The organism is Candidatus Leptofilum sp. (assembly GCF_965223285.1).
Lineage (GTDB): Bacteria > Chloroflexota > Anaerolineae > Promineifilales > Promineifilaceae > Leptofilum.
The window spans coordinates 2,533,631-2,552,106 of the sequence record NZ_OZ244997.1 but is presented as its reverse complement, the minus strand read 5'-3'; the positions used below and the strand labels follow the sequence as shown (position 1 = coordinate 2,552,106).

General features: G+C 53.4%; 13 protein-coding genes. 1 reads left to right on the top strand and 12 read right to left on the bottom strand.

Annotation, left to right across the window (positions count from 1 at the left end; all coding sequences use genetic code 11):
- Positions 1–11 precede the first annotated feature (11 nt).
- The 6 genes from ACOQPU_RS11610 to ACOQPU_RS11585 all read right to left on the bottom strand — a co-directional run bounded on the left by ACOQPU_RS11610 (position 12) and on the right by ACOQPU_RS11585 (position 7,935).
- Entirely contained in the window at positions 12–1,388 is a 1,377-nt protein-coding gene (locus tag ACOQPU_RS11610) for a hypothetical protein (protein WP_420645273.1), read from the bottom strand.
- A 97-nt stretch (positions 1,389–1,485) separates the two neighbouring features.
- Positions 1,486–3,177: an amino acid adenylation domain-containing protein gene (locus ACOQPU_RS11605; RefSeq protein ID WP_420645272.1), complete on the bottom strand. Its 1,692-nt coding sequence runs from the start codon at positions 3,175–3,177 to the stop codon at positions 1,486–1,488.
- 226 nt (positions 3,178–3,403) lie between these two features.
- Complete coding sequence (locus tag ACOQPU_RS11600) at positions 3,404–4,060, bottom strand: hypothetical protein (RefSeq protein WP_420645271.1); 657 nt, start codon at positions 4,058–4,060, stop codon at positions 3,404–3,406.
- A 109-nt stretch (positions 4,061–4,169) separates the two neighbouring features.
- Positions 4,170–6,239: a lysyl oxidase family protein gene (locus ACOQPU_RS11595; protein WP_420645270.1), complete on the bottom strand. Its 2,070-nt coding sequence runs from the start codon at positions 6,237–6,239 to the stop codon at positions 4,170–4,172.
- A gap of 16 nt (positions 6,240–6,255) precedes the next feature.
- Positions 6,256–6,516, bottom strand: coding sequence for a hypothetical protein (locus ACOQPU_RS11590; RefSeq protein WP_420645269.1), 261 nt, complete (start codon positions 6,514–6,516; stop codon positions 6,256–6,258).
- 66 nt (positions 6,517–6,582) lie between these two features.
- On the bottom strand, positions 6,583–7,935 hold the full coding sequence (locus ACOQPU_RS11585; protein ID WP_420645268.1) for a DUF3179 domain-containing protein: 1,353 nt from the start codon (positions 7,933–7,935) through the stop codon (positions 6,583–6,585).
- A gap of 350 nt (positions 7,936–8,285) precedes the next feature.
- On the opposite strand from ACOQPU_RS11585, the gene ACOQPU_RS11580 reads away from it, so the two are divergent.
- A complete protein-coding gene (locus tag ACOQPU_RS11580; protein ID WP_420645267.1) occupies positions 8,286–8,987 on the top strand; it encodes a peroxiredoxin family protein in 702 nt (233 codons plus the stop codon).
- 26 nt (positions 8,988–9,013) lie between these two features.
- Here the strand turns inward: ACOQPU_RS11580 and ACOQPU_RS11575 are convergent, their stop codons facing one another.
- From ACOQPU_RS11575 to ACOQPU_RS11550, 6 genes are all read right to left on the bottom strand, one after another.
- The gene (locus ACOQPU_RS11575) at positions 9,014–9,148 is read right to left on the bottom strand and encodes a hypothetical protein (RefSeq protein ID WP_420645266.1); all 135 of its coding nucleotides are present in this window, start codon (positions 9,146–9,148) and stop codon (positions 9,014–9,016) included.
- Between the two features lie 228 nt (positions 9,149–9,376).
- Positions 9,377–10,774: a glycine--tRNA ligase gene (locus ACOQPU_RS11570; RefSeq protein ID WP_420645265.1), complete on the bottom strand. Its 1,398-nt coding sequence runs from the start codon at positions 10,772–10,774 to the stop codon at positions 9,377–9,379.
- A 394-nt stretch (positions 10,775–11,168) separates the two neighbouring features.
- Positions 11,169–12,932, bottom strand: coding sequence for a bifunctional isocitrate dehydrogenase kinase/phosphatase (gene aceK, locus ACOQPU_RS11565; RefSeq protein WP_420645264.1), 1,764 nt, complete (start codon positions 12,930–12,932; stop codon positions 11,169–11,171).
- Positions 12,933–13,077: 145 nt separating this feature from the next.
- Complete coding sequence (locus ACOQPU_RS11560) at positions 13,078–14,640, bottom strand: peptide ligase PGM1-related protein (protein ID WP_420645263.1); 1,563 nt, start codon at positions 14,638–14,640, stop codon at positions 13,078–13,080.
- A 48-nt stretch (positions 14,641–14,688) separates the two neighbouring features.
- Positions 14,689–16,971 (bottom strand): universal stress protein, encoded by a 2,283-nt coding sequence (locus ACOQPU_RS11555; RefSeq protein WP_420645262.1) that lies wholly within the window; start codon positions 16,969–16,971, stop codon positions 14,689–14,691.
- 320 nt (positions 16,972–17,291) lie between these two features.
- Positions 17,292–18,428, bottom strand: coding sequence for a THUMP domain-containing class I SAM-dependent RNA methyltransferase (locus ACOQPU_RS11550; protein ID WP_420645261.1), 1,137 nt, complete (start codon positions 18,426–18,428; stop codon positions 17,292–17,294).
- Between the last annotated feature and the right edge of the window lie 48 nt (positions 18,429–18,476).

Here is an 18,476-nt window from a genome sequence, read left to right as displayed (position 1 = left end):
ATCTCCGCTTTTTAAGAATCCCAAATCGCCCCATACGCCGGAATGCCCCGGCTTTCCATGCCGTAGACCACCTGCCAGGTGAGCTTTTTATTGGAAATGACGATCACCGCTTCGGCATCAAATTCCTGGACGGCGTCGTAGGCAAGCTGGACTAAATCGGGACGGCCGTTTTCATTCGTGTCCCAAATAAGCGCGTTCGGTTCGGATTCCAAAATCTCATCGACCAAGGCATCGCCGTAGGTGGCGCGGGGCGTGCGGGTAGACCAAACCAGTCGCGCCGGGGCGGTGTGCGCCAACAGATGGGGCAGCGTGGGGCCAATGCCGCTGCCGGTGGCAATCCACACCACCCGCTTAAAAAGCTGGTCGATATTGCCCACACCGGCCGTGGGAATGCCCTTGACCCATAGATGGGACGGCATCTCGTCAATCAACTCTCCCGTCCAATCCCCAGCACGGCTAATCGTCAGACGGAAGCCATCTTCGCCAGGCGCAGGCACGTTGGCAAATGAGTGCCATTCGGTGAGCGGGCTGCGGGAAACGGCCGTTGACGACCCAGCAAACGGGGTGACACCATGATTAAAGCGCACCAGCGCAACGTGGTTAGACGGCCGTTCAATCTGCACCGGCACCTTTTTCAGCCGCAGCCAGGGCAGGGCGATGCTAAATGTGACAATGAGCAGCACCCAAAAGCCGGGTGCAGCCAGCAGCGATCCACCCTGATCGTTGATGAACAGCACCGTCTGTACCCAGAACAGCAGCAGCGATGCCCAGCCGCCAAAGCGGTGCATTAGCTCAAATTGGTCGTGGTATTTGGCACGAAAGTGGGGCAGGGAAAGGGCGATGATGACAATGAGCAGCAACAACAGCACGCCTGTCACCATCATCGTCGCCAGCGAAACGCCGGGCAAGCCATTCATCCAGCTATAAATAAGCGAGCCGACAAAGGCGGCAAACCAAAGCGTCCCCATGATGGCCCCACCCACGTGGATGCCACCAAAATGATACACCTTGCCCATCAGGGCGCGGAAGCGCAGCGGCCAACTGGTGGGGACGCTGGTGGCAATTTTGAACAGCAAATTGATCACATATTGCTGCCGAATCAAAATGGCGATGCCAATGTTGGCAATGACCATGTTGGACAATGCAGCCAGATTGATTGATTCGGCCGTCCACCAGTTCCATTGGCGCAGGCCGTAGCCCAGCAGCACCAGGTTCACAATGACAACCAAAGCAATCAGGCGATGGTAGTGCATCAGGTAGCGGTGCTTCCATATCCGGCGCAGCAACGGTTGTTGGGGCGGCAAGGTGCCAGGTTGATGGGGTGACGGCCGTTCTTGCTTCGTGTTTTTTCGTCCGGCCAATGCTTCATTAGGAAATGTTCGTAACATGATTTACTATCCTTCAATTTCTCCGCAGATTTCGCAGATTTTTTATGCTCCAATCTGCAAAATCCGTGTAATCCGTGGCTAATTTCTTATGCAGTTTCTAGCGCTCACTTTCCAGTGCCGCGTCGTGTGCTTTTGCCATTTCTAGCAGCAGCCGCTTGTTGATCTTGCCGCGCGGCGTTTTGGGCAGCTCGTCCAGATCAATGATGAATTTGGGCGTGCAATAGTAGGGCAACTGATCCGCCACCGCCTGCTTGGCCGTTTCTACATCCACCGTACGCGGCGAGACAAAGCCAACCAAATCACGGCTATCTAGCTTGAGCGCCACGGCACGTTTACAGTTGGGTGTGGATTCCAGCGCGGCCGAAACGGAGTCCAGCTCTACGCGAAAGCCGCGAATTTTTACCTGATCATCGGTACGGCCGTAATGCTCCAGCTCCCCCTCGGCCGTCCATTTACCCAAGTCACGGGTGCGGAACATCATACGGCCGTTGCCCAAAAACGGGTCGGGGCGATACCGCTCGGCCGTCAGCACCTCGTTACCAATGTATCCTTTGGAGACACAATCGCCGCCAGCCCACATCTCGCCTACCTCACCGATGGGCAACGACCGTAAATTTTCATCCAAAACATAAACCGTGTTGTTGGGCGTGGGTTTACCGATGGTTAGCCCTGCTTTCCAGGGAAAATGCTGCTCGGCGGTGTTGACGATCGTTACTTCAGTGGGGCCGCAGGAGTTGTAGAAGGTGCAAAACGAGGACCATTTGTCTGCCAATGGTCGCGGGCACGGCTCACCCGCTACAGCCACGGCCTTCACGTTATGCAGTTGGTCGGCATCAAAGCTGCTCAAAATGGAGGGGGTAGAAATCACCACATCCACCTGCCGCAGCACGTTCATAAAATCTTTGCCGCGAATGATCAGCGTGCCGCCATTGCCCAGGCAACCCAAAATCTCCCAGGCGGCCATGTCAAAGGCGATGCTCAGAATCTGCCCCACCTTCATGCCTGGCTGAATGCCCAAGTTGCCGGGGGCGGTGAGCAGAATATTGCCGACGTTGCCGTGTGTCACCTGCACGCCGTTGGGCGTTCCCGTCGTGCCGGATGTGAAGATGATGAAGCAGGTGTTGTGGGGGGAAACGGCCGTTTCCGGCACAAAGCTCTCTACAAATTCAGTCTCGTCAGCAAATGGTTGCTGCATAAATTCGTCGACGATGAGGAGGGAACGGCCGTCTGGCACCGGAACCTGATCAGCCAGACGGGAAATTGTCAAAATCACGTCGATGTTGGCCACGTCCAGCACATAATTTAGATGCGCTTCTGGAGCAACGCCGACATGCTGCGGCACATACGCTGCGCCCGCCTTCAGCGTGGCCAAAATGCCCACAATCATGGGAATGGACCGCTGCAAAAAGAGGGCCACATGGTCGCCCGTCTGCACGCCCAGCTCGGCCAGGTGCGCCGCCAAGCGGTTCGCCTGCCGATCCAGCTCACCATAGGTGATGGATTCGCCTTGATGCGCCACCGCGATGGCCTCCGGTTGAATCGCCGCAAAATGCTCAAAGGCGCGGTGCATCGTGGCAAAAGGAACCTGCACCTGCGGCCCCTGCCCAAACTGCTCAAACAGCACCTGATCCAGCAAGGAGAGGTTGCTCAATGCATCGTGGTTAAATTTGAACCGATTCGGCCGTTCAATTTTTGGGGTTTTCTCAACAAGGGGTTCTTTTAGCTGAATTCTTCGCTGCAAGCCCGTTGGCACACGCGGCGAAGGTGTGAAATTGGGAGAATTTAACATTGTCTGCTCCTTTCTTCGATGAAACAAATCAGTTTCAATGATGAGCAGGAGTTTGCCCCCAATTTCTTTCAGGCACGTTAAGAAGAGGTTACGGCCGTATTACCATCTCCTTTCCCTGTCAACAATTCACAATTCATTATTCACCATTCACAATTTCCCGCCTTTCTACTACCATTTAGAGTTGTGTTTGCTCATATTAACCATTCAATAACGAAGAAAGGACCTGTCAATATTGGTGCAACTCCCACAGCCAGCAGATACGGCCGTCATCCAGCCACTCAATTTCCCAACCATCATCGCCAAAGGTGCGGCGCAGGCCGCGCAGGAGCATTTGCAGCCGCTGAGCGTGTGGCGGCAGGCTGTCGTCGGGGCGTTGCCAGCGGGTTAGACGGGGCAGGGGTGTGGTGGTTTCTGCCTGGATAAGTTGGTCTGTGGTGGCGTTTTGGGGAGTAACGGCCGTTCCCCGCAATTCTGTTTTCGGCAGGGTGATGAGCAGCAGATCGTGACGGCCGTTTTGCGACGACCATCCTTCGCATAACGAGCTTGATAGCAAGGTGGGGTTGTCCATCTGGATGGCTGGAAGGGTGGGACCGAAGCTGTTAGGATGCAACGGCCGTACCACCATCGGCGCGTTAATTTTTGGGAAGTGGGCGATGGTGAAAAGCAGCTCATGCAAAGCGTCGGCAGAAGTAGCCGTGACCTTGCCTTCATTTTCTTTAAGGACGTTTTCTTTTAGCAATAGGTCGTAAAAGTTGTGCAGCAAAATGCCGCCCGCCGGGACGGGCAAGTTGGCGTTGGCGGCACGATCGAGCAAGCAGCCCGGTTCTGCCACGTCTCGCTTGGCAGCCCGCTTGGAACCCAACCAGGCAAAAAAATATCTCACAAATCCTCCGGTTTTGGCCACAGAGATTTAAAAGGAGAACTCGCAATTCCCCGACTACAAAAGTCTCAAAGACTTTTGTAGTCTCTCTTATTCTTCTGTGGCAAATTTTTTACTGCACTGGTGCGCAGGTAACTTGGGTGAAGGCGTCGCCCGCGAAGAGGGGGGCGGAGTAAAGTGCGTAGTCACCACCCGGTTCGTTTTCATCCCGCACGAAGGGGCAGGTGAAGCTGAGCGTGGCCTCACTGCCAGAGATTACCTGATTTAGCAGCGAATCGGTAAAGGTGCAGGCGGTGCCAACGCCTAGTGCTGCACTGGTTTCGCAAAGGCGCACCACCTGTTCCGCATCCCCTTCAATTGTGCAACTGAGCTGCACCGTGCTGCCGGGTGTGCAGCGGAGAGATGGCTCTTCTGGGTCGCTAGCTTCGGGCAAATTGGGAAGGGGAACGGCCGTAAAGCCACAATTTCTTCTTGGTCCGTGTTCGCTGCTGGCACACGGCTGCGTGACGAAGCTGCCCGTTGCCGGAATGGTTACGGTTTCTGTGCCGCTGTTCGTCGCGTCCCAATCGTCTACAAAGTCACATTGGGGACGGCTAATGGGCAGACCATCGCTGTTGCGCAAGCCGCTCGGTTCAAAGACGGGCTGCCCCGCCTCGTCCAGCACTGGGTACCCTTCACACAAAAATTGTTCCGTGTTGAAGCGGAAGCTCAGTGGTAGTTCCGTGCCTTCTCCTGCGATTTCAAGGTCGGTGATGTCGATCCATTGGCAATCCAGCCCTGCGCCGTACTCATCTACCCAGCCTGCCTGGATGCCCTGGTTGGTGCAGCTAAAGTCGTGGGTCAGCGGCGACAGCTCGTTGTTGCTGAAGCGGCTGGTGCTTTCGACGCAAAATGCTTGCTTGCTGGGCTGGCTGGTGGTGCCAAGCTGAAATTCACCATAATTTTGGAAGTGAAAATGAGCGTGGCAACTATTGTATTCCAGCATATTGGTGAGCGGATTTTCCGCCACCACGGGGCCAATATCCAGCGGGGCTGCGCCTAAATTGTGGGCGGTGGCGTCAAACTGAAGCAGCCGCCGCCAGCCGGTGCCGTTGACGCAGCCTTCAGCCAGAGCACAACTGTTGGAGGGAAAGTAGCGGTAAACGACGCGGTAATTTTGCAAATCTTCGCTGACGACCAGCAGGTCGGGAGCATCTTCGGAGACTACTTCGCCAATCCGTATTTGGTTTGCCAAATCTTCATCCCATTCGAGTCGCTGGAAGCGAACGGCCGTTTCCACCGTCCCCACAGTCCCGTTCAATGCTTGCAGGCAGGAGAGCGCGGGCAGGATGGTGCGATGGCAGCCCGCCGCGCCGCCGCTGTCGGCGGTGCAGGTGTAATCGTAGAAGATGTCTACATTTTCAGAGTCGTAGCTGTTGGGGGGGAAGCCGCCTTCGTTGATGCAGGCATTGCCCGTGCGCTGGAGCAACTGTGTAGGATCGGGTGGCAAGATGAACGGTTCATCCCAGATGCCGCCCACTTCGGCCAGGGCAGGTTCTGCCTTGCCCGGTTCATCTTGCCCGGTGAGCAGGGTGCCGCTGAAACTGTAATCAATCAAGATGAATTCATGGCCGTTGATGGTTTGGCGCGTTGGTTCGCCGGTTAGCTCAATGTGCCAGAGGCTCTGTGGCGGCAGGGGGAGTTGGCCTTTGTTGGCATAGAAAAACGGCCGAAAATGCAATCGATTGTGGGTGAGGGCTACCTGCCGCTGGGCCAGCTCTACCCAGAAAGCGTCTGATTCGGCCGCCAGCGCGTCGGCAACTTCGCCCCGCATTTCTTCCGGGTACTCATCGAGCAAGATGCCCACCTGACTGTTGAGCGTCAGGCTAACCAGTGCACCCTCCTCGCCGATGGGGGAGAGGATAAAGCCGCTTGCGGTTGTGGTTTCTTCAACAACGGGGGGGGTGCTGGTGGGCAGGGTGGTAGCGACGGCGGGCGGCGGCAGGGGTGTGCCTTCAGTAGATTCGGTGGTTGGGGAAACGGCCGTACTGGTGGAGCTTACATCAGCATCACTGGCTTCTTCCAGCGGTGGTTCCGAGCTGCAGCTTACGGCTAAGATGAGGAAGATGAAGCAAAAACCAGTGGCAAAGCGCATCAATTTATTCATGGGGATGATTTTACCCACAGTGATGATGCGCTTCAAAGTGGTTGGCGGTTCCTCATGGTTTGTTTAGCAGCCGATACAGTTGCTCCATTTGTGCCAACCGCTTTTCATAGGCGGCACGGCAGTTGGGGCAAACGGTGAGGTGTTTCTGGATGGCAGATTGGAGTTGTTCTTGATGGTCAACGGCCGTTTCTGCGCTCAACGCTTCCGCTAAATATTCCAACAGGGCAAAACATTCGGCGCAGGTGAGGGGTGGTTGGGGTGGAACGGCTGCTTTCAAGTCGAGGAGCAGTCGCCACAGGGGACGGTCAGACATGGGAACTGTGGAGATTGGAGATGAGGAGATTGGAGATTTTTAGTCTCTAATCTCCAGTCTCTATTTTTATGGTTGGTAAATAATGGTATCTGGCTTAAAAGCTGCCCAAGAGAACCAGAAATGGTCGCCGTGGACGATGCGCTGGAGCTGCTGCCCGGCCAATTCACCGTCAATGGCTTGCCCAACGATGTTCCAGGTGCTGCCCGTTTCATTGTCGATGATCAATTCCCCATCTTTGCGGAAAGTGAGCAGTTGGCCATCCACGACGGGATCAAATACGCCCGTTGCGCCCACATCCTCGGCATCGGCAATGACGGCCGCACCCAGGGCACTGGCCGTGCCGCCCACGTGGAAGACGGCCACATTTTGCTCGCCGCGCACGTCGTTGATCACACCTTGCTCAAACAAAACATCTAGCGGGTAGGCAATGTCGGTGCTGTCCGGCAGCGAGACGGTGACAACGCGCGCCACGGCAGGCAAGCGCTCATCTAATTCGCCATCGAACAAGAAGGGGTTGTTGCCAACAGTGTCATAACCGGCGTAGGGATTACGGCCGTAATTTCGAGAAAAGCCCGTATCCTGCGACAAAACCACGCCGTCTGGATGGGCTGCCCTGAAATCATCAAAGCTGATGATGGCTGAGGCCAAGAAGGTAAGCTGCTCACCAGCCTTATCGCCAATAAGCCCTTCACCAGTGAATTGTTGCCACAGCGTTTCCGTTTTGCGATCGTACATCACCAAATCAGAGTTGCGCAGCAAGCCAGAAGTGCCAAATTCCACTGGTTCGCCGTCCAGCGTGCGCTCGAACACGATGGCGGAGTTGCACAGTGGGCAAAAAGTAACAATGAGTGGCACACCGCCAACTTCATCATTCACAATCTCATGCCAGGTGAGGATTTGCAGCGGGTAGGCGCGAGCATCCCCGTTGAATTCAACAGCAATAACCGGTTCGTTGCCAGCCAGCCATGCTTCGGCCGCATCGGGGAAGATAAACTGTGGGTTGTCGATGGAAGGAATGCCGTCGCGGGGTGGCCCGCCAGAGAGCAGTTCATCCGTGCTGATGGTGCGTAAATTCCAGTTGGTGTTCCAATCGCGGGTGAGCGAGGCAAGTCTATCGCTTCGGTCATCAGTGGTGAACAGTTCGGTCCCGTTGGCTTGGGTAACTGGGTCGCTCTCTTCACTGCTTTCCGGGGTTGCGGTTGGTTCTTCTTCCATTTCTTCAGATTCCTCTTGCTCTGGTTCCTCCGGTTCTGGTTCTTCAGTGGGGTCAGCTACTTCAGACTGCTCTGGAATGTCGGTATTGGTGGGGGATACGGCCGTTTCTACAATATTATCTACGGCTGGTTCGCTGGCCGTGCCTGCTTGGCAAGCCGCCAGCAGCAAACCAAAAATAATTATCCAACTAAATGGTCGTTTCATAAAATACTCCTTACCGTTTTTGTGATTTACAGATTATCGTTGGGCGTGGGGGATTTATGTGAGCTGGCTCACGAACGGCCGTATTTGCTTTGCTACAATTAATCTAAATTTTTGTGATTTCTTGCTTCGTCATCTAGCGGAATGTTGCTAAAATGAGGATACATTGTCCTTGTTTTTGAATAAAAGCGGGAAATTATTTCGAAGTAATGGGAGCGATTTCCCCTGCTTTTAGTTGAGCAAACCACCCAGAAATTGTCCTTAGATTTTCAAACGACTTTCTACGGTTTGCGTGTAACTCCTGGCTTGACCAAAGCAACCTGCGGGAGCAGCCAATCTGTTTAGGAGTATTTATGATTACGGCCGATTTAATTACTGCATACAACTATGCAGAATTTACAGAAGATAACGTTGCCCCGTGGATGAATTTTGCGGGGAGCCCACCCCTGGGGGAAACTGCCCCAGATTTCCCGCTGTGGCATTTGGATGGCAACGAAACGAGCCTCAGCCAGATTTTTACGGCCAATCGCTTCACAGTGGTGGAGTTTGGCAGCTTTACCTGACCCTATTGTGGGATGGCGTCGCCATCCATGAATGCGCTGGCTGATGCGTATGCTAGTAAGAAAGTTGGGTCGATATTTTTATACACCAATGAAGCCCATCCAGGGGAGTATTACCCGCACCTTACCTCGATGGTCCAAAAAACGGAACACGCCAGGGCGATGCAGTCGGTGTACGGCGTCACGCGGCCAATTTTGCTGGACGGGATAGACGGGGCTTGCCATCGTACTTTTGGCTCCATGCCCAACATGACTTGGATTTTCAACCGTGCGGCCGTTCCGGTGTACAAATCTGATTGGACGGATGTTCACAGCGTGCGGAATGCGTTGGATTATTATTTGGAGATGTTGGCACGGCGGCGCAATGGCGACAAGCTGGTGCCTTTTAACGTTCAGCGGATCGATTATCGAGAATCTGACCGAGAAGGGTTTTACGAAGGCTTGGCACGCAGCGGCCCCAAGGCTGTGCGCGAGTTTGATGAATCGGGGCTGTAGCTGTGGCTGAAACGGCCGTCTGGATTCTAGGCGATCAGCTTCTTGAAAACCATCCAGCTTTGCAAGCGGCTGATGAAGCTGTGGGGCGGCAAAATGTGCGGGTGCTGCTGGTGCAAAGCGCAGCCCGCACCCGCAAACAGCCGTACCATATGCCTGTCCATTTAACTTTCTCTACTGGAACTTTTTACTACAGCATGAGACTACTCTGCGCGCCAATCCGCGCCTGGGGCGCAACGTGTTGGATTTGCGCTATTTGGATGATGCGGAGCGAACGGCCGTACGCCACCAAGCCCAACAGTTTCTCCAAACTCTCCCCACTGAGGAGTGAGCATCCTCAGATGCGAACGGACTTTTGCAGAGACGCATCTGAGGATGCTTTCTCCTCAAGTTTAGGTAAGATTTAGTTGATTTTGCAGGTAGCTTAGCAACTGGTCAACATTGACGCGGTCTTGGGCGGTGGTGTCGCGGTGGCGGACGGTGACGGTGTTGGTTTCCAGGGTCTCGAAATCAATGGTAATGCAAAACGGCGTGCCGATTTCATCCTGGTAGTAATACCGTTTGCCGATGTTGCCCCGGTCGTCCCAGGTGGTGGTGTGGTGCGGGGCAACTAGTTGGTAGACAGCTTGCGCTTTTTGTACGAGTTCTGGCTTATTGCGGAGGAGGGGGAAGACGGCCGTTTTATAAGGCGCAAGTTCAGGCTTAAAACGCAACACGGTTCGCTTATTCTCTGCATCCTGCCAATATGCATCACATAGCAGCATCAAAAAGAGGCGGTTAATACCGACGGCTGGCTCAATGACGTGCGGCACAAACTGTTTGCCTGTGAACGGATCTTTGTAGTTGAGTTTTGCGCCAGCATGTTGGATATGCTGCTGTAAATCATAATCGGTGCGGTAGGCCACGCCCCACAGCTCCTTGAAGCCAAAGGGGAAGCGGTAATCCAGATCATATGTTTCGCGGCTGTAATGGCTGCGTTCTTTGTCTGAATGGCGTCGCCAGCGTAGATTTTCCTCGCGCACGCCCAGCGTGTTGACCACAAACTCCCACATCCGCTGCTGCCACTCTGCAAACAGTGTTTGCCACCCAGCTTGCTCTGGGTCAAAGAAATATTCGATCTCTGCCTGCTCAAACTCCAGCGTACGGAACACAAATTGCCCCGTGGTAATCTCATTGCGAAAACTTTTGCCGATCTGCCCGATGCCAAACGGCAGCTTCACGCGGGTAGAATCCAGTACCTGCCTGAAATTGGTAAAGATGCCTTGTGCAGTTTCGCCGCGCAAATATAGTTTTGATTTGGCACCTTCGATAGCACCAACGGCCGTTTCAAACAAAATATTAAATTCTTTCGGCTCAGTCACAGGATTGCCGTCTGGGCTAAGAACTTTGTTTTCAGCGATGAATGCGCCCATTTCATCAACAGTCAATTCTTCCACAACCAGTGCTGATGTTTCTTTTTGCTTCGCCAACCATGTTTCGATCAGGTGATCGGCACGGTATCGTTTGTGCGTCACCTTGTCCTCCACCAACGGATCGGTGAAAGAATCGACGTGCCCGGAGGCAACCCACGTTTGTGGATGCAGCAAAATCTGCGAATCCAGCCCGATCATGTCCGCTTTTTCGCGAATCATCTCCTGCCACCATTTGTTTTTGATGTTGCGCAGCAGTTCTGTGCCCAGTGGGCCATAATCATATGAGCTAGCCAGTCCGCCATAAATTTCGGAGGTTTGATAAACAAAGCCGCGCCGCTTTGCCAGAGCGGTGATGGTGTCAAGGGTAAATTCAGTCATCTAGTTCCTCATTTGGTAGCCGCGCATTCTTTGCGCGACGTTGCGCGGTAAGAAACCGCGGCGACTGCACAAATAAAAAAATCCCTGCAACACAATAACTGTGTTGCAGGGACGGCTTTTTCAAGTCGCGGTTCCACCCTGCTTCCGCCAGCCCAATTCGGGCTTGCGGCTCTTTCATTTGCCCATTCGCAAGAGAGTTTGTGGAATTGGCGAATGGGCTTTGCGTAAGCGGCCACTTTCTTTAAAGGAGTTTTGTTGGCCGCTTACTTAGGTTTGCAGCTCCCGCTTGCCAAAGGCGTTCATCGCTGCGGTTTTTGCCACAGAGGAAAAATTCTCTTAAATCCCTGTGTCCTCTGTGGCAAATTTTTGTGAGGTTAATTTTACGTGTGGATGTTTAGCTGTCAAGAACGTCTGAGGGTTGGGGCAGGCGGTGTTGTTCCAGATACGGCCGTATCGTAATGATCTCCCCTGCCAAAATGCGCTGCTGAGTTTCCTGCCAGAAGGTTGCGTCCAGTAAATCGCTGTGATGCTGCAAGAATGTATCTTTCACGCTGTTGGGTAGCCCCATAAAATGGAGAAACTCTTCGGGGAATACGTCATTTTCGGCGATGTGGAACCACGGCTCGGCGGCGAGTTCATCTTCGTAGCTCATCGCCTGGGGGAATTTGCGGAAGTTGCATTCAGTTAACGGTCGTAGCTCATCATAGTCGTAAAAAACCACCCGCCCATGCCGCGTAACGCCAAAGTTTTTCAACAGCATGTCCCCAGCAAAAATGTTGGTCACTGCCAAATCCTTAATTGCCTGACCGTAATCAATGATAATGTGGTTGGCAGTGGCTGTGTCTGCTTGCTTCAAGAAGATGTCCAGGGGCGTTACCTGCCGCTCTACATACGCATAACTCACCACAACGGTGTCTTCATCTTCCGCAATCCGAACCGTGTTGCCGGCAATCTCAAGCAGTTCCGTTAGTAATGCTTCCTGAAAACGGCTTTTCTTAAACTCTAAAAATTCATACGATTGGGCATCGATCAGCCGTCCGGCCCGGTCGTGGCGGAACACCAGGTCATAATTGCGCATCACGTCCTGGCGCGTCGTCTTTTTTGGAGGGGCAAACCGATCTTTAATGAGCTTAAACACAACATCCAGGTCGGGCGGGGTGAATACCGTCATGACCATGCCGCGCTGGCCGGGGGCAATTTCTAGCGGGGCTTGAGACTGTTTGAAATGGTTCAACAGCGTGCGGTACAGCTCGGTTTTGCCATGTTTGTTGTACCCTAGCGAGATGTAAATTTCGGCAACGCGCTTAAGTGGGAGGATGGAGCGGATAAATTGCACAAGGTCAGACGGCCGTTCCACCATCACATGAAAATAAGCGCGGGTAAAGCTAAACAAAATGCTCACGCTGCTCTGGTCTAGCAACACGGCATCAATAAAAATGCCCTTCTTACCTTGCAACAACACCAGAGACAGCGGCACCAAACCTTGCGGTGTGTAGATTCGGCCAATCAGATAAGCACCCTTTCCTCGGAAAAAGAGCGAATTCACAACATCAATCCGGTACAAAGACGAGCGATTTTCTTCCAAAAAACGGCGAAGCCTGTCACTAATCTGGCGGCAATCTTCAGCAAAGTTGGCAAAAGGCACGTTGAGCTGGCAGGCTAGCAACATTTGCTGCACAGTCTCATCTAAATTACCCGGATAATACGTGGTGTACAATGATTTGGGATCGGTCAACGGAGGCAAATCATAATCAGGGTCAACAAATTCAATTTGAGGATCAACCCCCACCGTGGTGAAAATGCGGCGCGTAATCGAGTTGAAGAAAGTTTCGCCTAATTCCCAATCCGATTTTTCATCAATCAAGCCAGAGTAAACCGCCTTCATGCCAGACCAAACAACTTTGCGCGTGCGTCGCTCACCTAGCAGCTCTTCCACTATAATCACTACGCGGTCCACAATTTCTCGATACAAATTGAGCCGCTGCAATGAGTCGGCGCGTTGAGCGTGCCAATCTTTCTCTTCAAATCGTTTTTGTGCCAGGCAGGTGATCTCTTGGAAACGGCCGCGAAATCGGCAGAAGCCATCATAAATTTGCCGGGCGGCCAGATTGGCCAGCCGGCTGTCAGTTAGACGTGAAGATGGGGTTGTGGGTGGCATGTGGGCATTTTACGAAACCTTCTGCATCCATAACAAGTGTCAAAAATCACATTGAGGGCAGATAGAGGATTCTCAGCAGTGCATTTAACGATAGCGTGAACTACCTCATAGATTGTATGTGAAGTGGACTGACAAAGATTGGTGGTTAACAGTTGGCGGCCTGCTCCAGGGTGTTGATGGTTTGCTGATACAGTTTTTGGGCGCGTTCGGGGCTATCGCCGATGCAGACGGTGCCAAATTTGCCAAATTCTGAGAGTGCTCCCATCAAATGAAAGACTACGCCTTGTTGTGTGGCACCATTGAAGTGCAGCCCGTTTAGCACGGCTAAATCAACCAGATCGTCCGGCGTGAGGCCAAGGTAGGCATTGCTGTGTACGTTGTCAGAGGCGTAATAGTAGCGGGGCTGGGCCATGGGGGTGAAATATTGCCCTTCGCCCGCATCGTAGATGCCGTTGGTGAGGAATTGCAACATGAGAAACGGGTGGGTGGTGCCGCCTTTACGTAAATTAATTTCGATGGCACTATGCTGCCAACCATCTCCCGTTTTTACCGAGATGAAATCCACACCAAAACGGCCGATCACGCCCTGCTGCCCTAAAACATCCCCAACGCGCTTGCCTGCCTCTTGAATTTCCAGACGATATTCAGCATCTGCTGGAAAGGTGCAGCCGAGGAAAATTTGCCCAGATGGGCCACCCAGCACCTGATCATGCGTGGAAATGATTTCAGTTTCCCCCAGCGGATTGATGCGGCATTGCACCGAGGGAGAACGCTTGTCATCACCGTCAATCCAGCTTTCCACAATGCCCTGCATTTGGCGAAATTTTTGGCTGAAGCTGTCCCACGTTTCGGTGGCGGCCTCAAAGCGGAGGCGTTTGGGTAGTTCCGCCGCGATCCAGTTGCGCAAACGGCCGTTCACCCCGCAGCCCTCATAAGAAAAGACTGCATTCCCCTCGCCAGAAAAACCATCGTTTAGCTTGACGACGGCACGACGCAGGCTAGGCTGAGCCTCTTTTAGGTGGGTGAGCGCATTGATGATGTCCTGCTCGTCGCGCAAATCTTCAAAGCCCAACGGAATGGGAACGCCAGCCGCCTGAAACACTTTACGGCCGTTGCTCTTCGTACCCCAATGCGTCAACGCCGGATCGCAGGCGTACAGTGGTGCATTCAGTTCTACTGCCAGCCGTCGTTCTAGCGGCGTGGTGTTGAAGCAAGTTATGTGCGCCACTTCCGGGTCTGGAATGGCAGCACGGATGCGGGCCAGCAAGCGGGGTCGCTGCAGGATTTTTTGGGTAAGCGAAACGGAAGAGCCATCGTGGCAGCTTAACAGCGTCAGCCGCCGCCGGGCGTGGTAGCCTGGAATGCCGGGCAAAAGATGCAAATAATAATCGACAACCGCTTCGTGAACTGGTTGGCTGGTCACAAAAATGAGGTTCGTGCGCGGCAGTTGCAGCAGCATCAGCAGGCACAACATGCGCTCTTCATAATAATGAATGCCAGAAATTTTGTTCAATTCTTCTGCATCCATTGTTAGGCTGGGAACCACAATGACGGTTCTGGGAGCCAGGGTGTTGGGAAACACTGTTTCAAACATCGGTGCCAGCCGCTTCTGAATGGTGGCAAATTTTTGGGTAATAGTGATGTCTTGGAGGGAATCAGAAAGAACATTGATGCCGTTTATTGGGAAATTATGAGAGTCTTGTAGCATGATATTTTCCTTTACCCGGCATTCGTTGTTATACAAACCACAGGGAACTTATTCTTCGTTAATCGAAATACGTTCTGTAGTTTGCCTGGTTGGTACAAGGAATACAGGACAATTTGCGTTCCGCACGATCTCGTCGGCGACGCTGCCAAGAAGCATACGCTGCCAGCTACCTCGTCCGTGAGTAGCCAGCATAATCAGGTCGATATTTGCATCCTGGCTGATTTGAATGGCTGTTTTGGCCGGATCGTCTCCGGTAAGACACACTTTAGCGAGTATGCCTTCATTGTTGCAGAATTTTGCTACGCTGTCTAGGTATTGCTGCATTTTTAAGCCTAGAGTTTCTTCGCTGTTGCGCTGTGGGACGGTGAGCAACAGAAGTTCACTGCCAAATTTGCGGGCAATGGGCAGCGTGTAGGGCAGCACGCGCTCGGCATATTTGGAGCCGTCCAAGGTGATGAGAATCTTGCGGAATTGGGTCGGTACGGCCGTTTCCAAGACAGGTGGCAGCAGCAACACAGGCAGCGTTACCTGCTGCACCAACTGCCCGGCCACGCTGCCCAGCAGCAGTCGCCTCATGCCAGAATGCCCACGAGTAGACATAACGATAAGATTGACGTTGTGAGCGACGGCCGTTTGCTCAATGGTTTTGGCAACTGGCCCTGTCTGCACGGCCGTTTGGACAGCTTTCATGCGATCTTGCCACTGTGCTGCCAGCTCATCCAAATACGCTTTTTGTTCCGATTGAGCCGATCTGTCTGTGACTGAAAATAACGTGAGTGGAATGTCAAACTGTTTAGCCATGTGTGTAGCCACGGGCACGGCCGTTTCCGCCAGCGGCGAACCATCCAACGGCACCAAGATGTGCTGCGGCGGATAAACCTCAGCAAAGCCACGGCCAATATCCGACGTTGCCAGGGCGGGACGACCCGCAATGAGCTTACCCAACCGGTCTTCAACGGCCGTTGGCTCACCCAAATGGGTGCGAAAATAGCTGAACGCTACGTAGAGCAGTGGTAAAAAGAGCAGGTACGTCCATGCCCCTTCAAAAAAACGCTCCTGGAAGATAATCGCAGTCGCCCCCGTTGTGAGCAAGGAGGCGATGATGGTTCCCAGCAGAACGCCTACTCTGGGTAACGTGGAAGCGGCCGTTTGTCCGCCGGAATATGATTGCCGCAGTTCTCGCAGGAGCCGCTTGCTGGCTGCCCAGCCCGTCATGCTCAGCAAAATGAAAACCCCCGCGGCATAGATCGCCAGATACGTTTCTTCATGCGTGCCAAAAAAGATGAAGCAAATAATAACCAGTCCAACCTCTAGCCAAACGGGCTTATCGGCCACGCCAAACGGGTTGCGCTTGCCCATAAACTTTGGCACGTAATGGCGAAAGCGCAGCCCCACAAACAGATTTTGCAGCCCCTGCGCGCTGGCTGCTGATGCTGACAGCAGCACGGCCACACCTACCAACGTGCCCACGAATGGCAGCGGCGCAGGCAGCAATAAATCCATCGTTTGGGTAAAAACAGAAACCTCCGCATTGGTCGGGTCTGCCAGTTCAAAGATGATGGGGCCGACGATGAGCATGGTAACGGCCGTAGTGCCCATGATAATAAGCAAACTGCCAAATGCTTTCCGGCTTTTGTCTTGCGGCGAGCCGTCGTAAGCTGCCACCAGGTTGGCAAATACCTCAATTCCCGTCATGACCGCCAAGATGCGGGCGAACCCGCCAAAGGTATAGCCTATGTACGGTGGGGCAAACGCTTGCCAATCAATAGTGGGTAAGCGGAAGCCGTATTGCCAAATCGTAGCAAACACCATGATCCACAGCAGCAGCAGCACGGCGGCGGTGGCCGGGCCAAATGCTCTGGCCGCTACTTTGGGGCCTCGGTTCACCAGCCAGCCCGTGACCACGCTCAGCCCAATGGCCACAAAGGCACGAATGCGCAGCCCCAGGAACATATCGTTCAAAACAGGGAAGCGGTCGGCAATAAAGGTAACCAGCGCGGCCATGCTTACCAAAAAGGTAAGCGTATACTCGATAAAGGTGATGCCTGCGTTCAGTTTAACCGCCCAACTGCCAAACTCCTCTTCGCTGAGGCCGCTACCGCCGCTGCCGTCTGTTACCCACAGCATGACCAGCCGGTACATGGCCGAAACCATCGCGATGGTGAAGACCACCAGCCAGACGCTGGCGCCAAACGTTACCTGCGCAACGCCAGCGACTACGATCAATTTCAAAAAAGGGCCAAAAATATAGAGAGGTGACGTGGCGGGATCGCCGCCGCCAGCCAATGCACCTTCAAAGGCGTTTGAGAGCTTGCGCGAAACGTGGGCCATAGCGACTCGCTTTTCTGCTGGAATCAATGCAAACCACGTGTCTTGTTTCGGTAGTTTGCTTAAATAAAAGCCAAATGCAAGGCCGTTCCGCTACAAAATTCTTTTTGGCCGTTACAAGGTGGGGCTCAAAAATGCCGTGATGAACGGCCTAAAATGCTTTGGTTATGTAAATCTGAGCTGTTAAAGATAAGGAGTTCTTATGCAGAGGATATTAAGAAAACAGTATGAGGTAGGGGATATCGCAGCCGAAGTGACAAATAGCCCCAGAATAATAGGAAGAAAGTCATGTAAAAATTGGTTAAAGGGTATGGAAAGAATGGCTAACGGTTTGGGGGTTTACGGCCGTAATATTGATAATAGTTCGTTTGAATGGTGCCGTTGTACAGCTTGCGAACCCGATTTGGCTTGGCGCGTTTGAAATAGCTTGGGAATTTCTGGTCGGCAGTGAGTACGTAAACAGACCAGCCGTCCTTTTTGCGGAACATCTTGTTAAGCGCAAGGTAGATACTGTTTAGCTCCCGATACTCTGCCAAGCGGATGCCGTACGGTGGATTGGTGATCACTATGCCAAACTTGCGGTCGATCCACAACTTTCGCACATCTTTTACCTGGAACTGAATGTCATCGGCGACGCCCGCTTTGGTGGCGTTGCTGCGAGCAATCTCGATGGCGGTGGGATCGCTGTCGCTGCCTTGCAGTTGCAAGTTGCCGCTGGGCAAGATGGCATTTTGAGCTTCCTGGCGAGCCAGTACCCACGCCTCAGCGGGGACAATGGGCCAGCCCTCGGCGGCAAAGCTGCGGTGCAGCCCCGGCGCGATGTTGCGTCCCAGCATAGCGGCTTCAATCAGAATGGTGCCAGAGCCGCACATAGGGTCCAGCAGCAGGCGGTCTGGCTGCCAGTAGCTGAGCTGCACCAAGCCAGCGGCAAACGTTTCTTTGAGGGGGGCTTTGCCAGCTTCTTCACGGTAGCCGCGCTTGTGCAACCCTACACCAGAAGTGTCCAAGGTGAGCAAAGCCGTGTTGCGCACCAATGCCAGTTGAATGGTGAACGCCACACCGGTTTCTGGGAACCAGTCAATCTGGTAAGCGGTTTTGAGCCGCTCGACCACCGCTTTTTTTACAATGGATTGGCAGCTACGGCCGCTTTTGAGTGCAGATTTATGGGTTTTGGCGTTGACGGTAAATTTGCCGTTCTGCGTAATCCAATCCTCCCAGGGGAGGGCTTTGGTTTGCTCAAACAGGTCGTCGAAAGTGTGGGCGGGGAACTCAGCGATTTTCAGCAGCACGCGGTCTGCGGTGCGCAGCCACAGGTTGGCTTTGGGGATGTCTGCCAGCGTGGCCGTGAATTCGATACGGCCGTCTGACACCACAATTTCCTCAAAGCCCAATGCCTGGACTTCCTGCTTCACAACTGTTTCTAGGCCAAATTTGGCGGTAGCGATGAGGGTAATGTTCATGAGTCTGTGTTCGTTTGTCCGTAACGATATTCAGTTATCGGTGAACGG

Bases quoted from the DNA above. Each gene is read 5' to 3' on its own strand.
- ACOQPU_RS11610 (WP_420645273.1), bottom strand. From the start codon at position 1,388: ATGTTACGAACATTTCCTAATGAAGCATTGGCCGGACGAAAAAACACG.
- ACOQPU_RS11605 (WP_420645272.1), bottom strand. From the start codon at position 3,177: ATGTTAAATTCTCCCAATTTCACACCTTCGCCGCGTGTGCCAACGGGC.
- ACOQPU_RS11590 (WP_420645269.1), bottom strand. From the start codon at position 6,516: ATGTCTGACCGTCCCCTGTGGCGACTGCTCCTCGACTTGAAAGCAGCC.
- ACOQPU_RS11585 (WP_420645268.1), bottom strand. From the start codon at position 7,935: ATGAAACGACCATTTAGTTGGATAATTATTTTTGGTTTGCTGCTGGCG.
- ACOQPU_RS11575 (WP_420645266.1), bottom strand. From the start codon at position 9,148: ATGGACAGGCATATGGTACGGCTGTTTGCGGGTGCGGGCTGCGCTTTG.
- ACOQPU_RS11570 (WP_420645265.1), bottom strand. From the start codon at position 10,774: ATGACTGAATTTACCCTTGACACCATCACCGCTCTGGCAAAGCGGCGC.
- aceK (WP_420645264.1), bottom strand. From the start codon at position 12,932: ATGCCACCCACAACCCCATCTTCACGTCTAACTGACAGCCGGCTGGCC.
- ACOQPU_RS11560 (WP_420645263.1), bottom strand. From the start codon at position 14,640: ATGCTACAAGACTCTCATAATTTCCCAATAAACGGCATCAATGTTCTT.
- ACOQPU_RS11555 (WP_420645262.1), bottom strand. From the start codon at position 16,971: ATGGCCCACGTTTCGCGCAAGCTCTCAAACGCCTTTGAAGGTGCATTG.
- ACOQPU_RS11550 (WP_420645261.1), bottom strand. From the start codon at position 18,428: ATGAACATTACCCTCATCGCTACCGCCAAATTTGGCCTAGAAACAGTT.